The organism is Streptomyces longispororuber, from assembly GCF_024448165.1.
Lineage (GTDB): Bacteria > Actinomycetota > Actinomycetes > Streptomycetales > Streptomycetaceae > Streptomyces > Streptomyces longispororuber_A.
Genome location: NZ_JAMOLN010000404.1, coordinates 1 through 2,849, shown reverse-complemented (window position 1 = coordinate 2,849; position 2,849 = coordinate 1). Strand labels below are relative to the sequence as shown.

Here is a 2,849-nt window from a genome sequence, read left to right as displayed (position 1 = left end):
CGCGTGCGGGTGGGTGGGGGCCGGCCGCGCAGTTCCCCGCGCCCCTGAAAGCCGACTGCGTCTGCGCTGACGGTCTCTCGTCGCGGACTGCGGCCCGGTGGGGCTTCTCGCGCAGTTCCCCGCGCCCCTGGAGCATGCGGCTCCGCCGCAGCCCCAGCGACGCCCCTCGAGACGGCGCACGAAGTGCGCCTCTCAGGGGCGCGGGGAACTGCGCGACCAGCCACGACGCACGCGCACCCGGCGATCAAGCAGTCACAGCTATGGCGCGCGGCCGTGCTTTTCAGGGGCGCGGGGAACTGCGCGACCAGCCACGACGTACCCGCACCCGGCGATCAAGCAGCCGTAGCTGCGGCGCGTGGCCGTGTTTTTCAGGGGCGCGGGGAACTGCGCGAGCTACCACGACGCACGCGCACCCGGCGAACAACCAGTCGCGACCACGGCGCGCAGCCGTGCTTCTGGGAGCGCGGGGTCCAGCCGGCGCTCACCGTGTTCACGGCGCGTCCGTGGGCAGGGCCTGCGTGTACGTGGTGAGTGCGGGGCGCGGGGCGCGGCCCAGGAGGGTGCGGAGCGTGGGGCGGTCCGCGGCGGGGACGCCGGAGCCGTCGAGGAAACCCGCCGCGATCGCCGCGTACGTACCGACCAGCATCGGCACCTGGAACGGCACGGCGCCGGACGCGGAGAGCCGGGACCGTGCCTCCGCGAGCGTCCCCGGTACGTACGATGCGCCGGCGGCCGACGCCAACTCCCGGCCCCCCAGGGCCACTTCGCCGACCAGCTCGTACGTACGACCCGCATGCGGCGACGGATCGAGGGCCACCCGCGCCGCGACCTCCGCCAGATCGGCCCGGGCCACCGCCGCCAGCCGCCCCCCGGCGAGCGGCGCCGTGATCACGCCGGACGCGTCCGGCGCGGCGAGGTAGGCGAGCAGCTCGGCGTAGAGGCCGTTGCGCAGCACCGTCCAGGCCGCCAGGGACGACTCCCGCAGGCGCCGCTCGGTCCAACGGTGGGCGAGCGCGTACGGGAGGTGGTCGCCGTCACCGGACAGGCTCGTGTAGACGACGTGCCGCACACCCGCCTTCTCGGCCGCGGCGATCGCCGCGTCGTGACGGGCGATGACGGTGTCGTCCTCGCCGTAACCCGCCGAGACCAGCAGCACGGTGTCCGCGCTGGAGAAGCCCTCGGCGAGGGTGTCCGGGGCGTCGAAGTCGATCCGGCGGCGCCCGCCCCCGGCGCCGGGTTCACGGGTGCCGAGCACGACGTCGTCGCGGCCCGCGAGCCGCTCGGCGATCAATGTGCCGAGTCCGCCGGAAGCGCCTGTGACCAGCAGCATGGAAGGTCCCCCTCGGGTGATGCGTCGGGTTTGCTGAGACCATCGTCGGGGCGTGGGCGGACGCGCGTAAGGAGGCACTTTGATGTCAGTGGGGCACACGGAGGTAACCACCCCGGAGCCGGTCGTCACCTGCGACGACCACGACGACTGCGGGATCAGGGACGTGCTCGACCGGCTCGGCGACAAGTGGTCGGTGCTCGTCGTGGTCGAACTCGCCGCGGGCGTGCGGCGGTTCCGCGAGCTGCAGCGCGCCGTCACCGGCATCTCGCAGCGGATGCTGACGCTCACGGTGCGCCGTCTGGAGCGCGACGGCCTGGTCAGCCGCACGGTGCACCCGACGATCCCGCCGCAGGTGGAGTACGAGCTGACCGCGATGGGGCACAGCCTCACCCACCTGATCAAGGGGCTCGCCGACTGGTCGCGCGACCACAAGCCCGCGATCGCCGCGTCCCGCGCCTCCTGGGACAGCCGTGAGCACTAGCACCGTGGAGCGCGCCTTCGCCGCCGCCCTGTACGGACCGGACGGCGACGGCGACCTGGACACCGCCGCGTCCCTGCTCGCCGCCGACCCGGCCGCCGACGCCGAACTCGCCCTGCGAGGGCGGGAGTTCGTGCGCCGGGCCTGGGAGCGCGGCTGGCAGCCGGCCGACGTGATCCGGATGGTCGTACGGGAGGAGTCGCTGGACGCGGCGCACGTCCGGCTCGCCGCGCGCCTCGTCCGGACCGAGTGCACGCGCTACGACACCCTGCCGCCGCGCTGGACGGCCCAGCTCGCCGAACTGCCGCCGGACGGCGACGGCCCCCGCCAGGACCGCTTCTCGTCCGCCACCGTGACCCTGGAGCTGTACCGGCTGCTGCTGCGGCTGCCCGCGATCGAACCGGTCGGGCCGGTGCCGGGGCAGCCGGTGACCGTGCCCGTCGCGGGCGAGCCGCGCGCCCTGGCCCGGATCAGGGCGCTGCTCGCGAAGGCGGAGGCGACCGGGTACCCGCCGGAGGCCGAGGCGCTGACGGCGAAGGCGCAGGAGCTGATGGCCCGGCACTCCGTCGACGAGGCGCTGCTCGCCTCCCGTACGCACGCCGAGGACGCGCCCGCCGCCTGCCGGATCGGGGTCGACGCCCCGTACGAGACGGCGAAGGCGGTGCTGCTCGACGCGGTGGCGTCGGCGAACCGGTGCCGGGCGGTGTGGAACAGCGGCTTCGGCTTCTCGACGGTCGTCGGCTTCGAGCCCGACCTGGAGGTGGTGGAGCTGCTGTACACGTCGCTGCTGGTGCAGGCCGACGCGGCGATGACGCGGGCCGAGGCGGAGCAGCGGGCGGGTGGCCGGCGGCGCACGAAGACGTTCCGGCAGTCGTTCCTGGCCGCGTACGCCCATCGCATCGGCGACCGGCTGGCCGCGGTCGCCGGGCGGGTGGCCGAGGAGGAGGGCGGCGGGCTGCTGCCGGTGCTCGTGGCGCGGGACGTCGCGGTGGCCGGCCGGGCCGAGGAGATGTTCCCGGAGACCGTGACGACCCGGATGAG

At 74.8% G+C, this 2,849-nt stretch carries 3 protein-coding genes; 2 read left to right on the top strand and 1 reads right to left on the bottom strand.

The features are described 5' to 3' along the window. Positions 1 to 490 precede the first annotated feature (490 nt). Entirely contained in the window at positions 491 to 1,330 is an 840-nt protein-coding gene (locus tag M4J07_RS47380) for an NAD(P)H-binding protein (RefSeq protein WP_255983548.1), read from the bottom strand. Between the two features lie 82 nt (positions 1,331 to 1,412). On the opposite strand from M4J07_RS47380, the gene M4J07_RS47375 reads away from it, so the two are divergent. Both M4J07_RS47375 and M4J07_RS47370 read left to right on the top strand, forming a co-directional pair. After that, positions 1,413 to 1,811: a winged helix-turn-helix transcriptional regulator gene (locus M4J07_RS47375; RefSeq protein ID WP_255983545.1), complete on the top strand. Its 399-nt coding sequence runs from the start codon at positions 1,413 to 1,415 to the stop codon at positions 1,809 to 1,811. Next, positions 1,801 to 2,849 (top strand): DUF2786 domain-containing protein (locus tag M4J07_RS47370; RefSeq protein WP_255983543.1); only part of this gene is annotated, 1,049 nt, incomplete at its 3' end. The genes M4J07_RS47375 and M4J07_RS47370, both read left to right, overlap by 11 nt.

Excerpts from the sequence above, each read along its gene's own strand:
- M4J07_RS47380 (WP_255983548.1), bottom strand. The coding sequence starts at position 1,330 with ATGCTGCTGGTCACAGGCGCTTCCGGCGGACTCGGCACATTGATCGCC.
- M4J07_RS47375 (WP_255983545.1), top strand. The coding sequence starts at position 1,413 with ATGTCAGTGGGGCACACGGAGGTAACCACCCCGGAGCCGGTCGTCACC.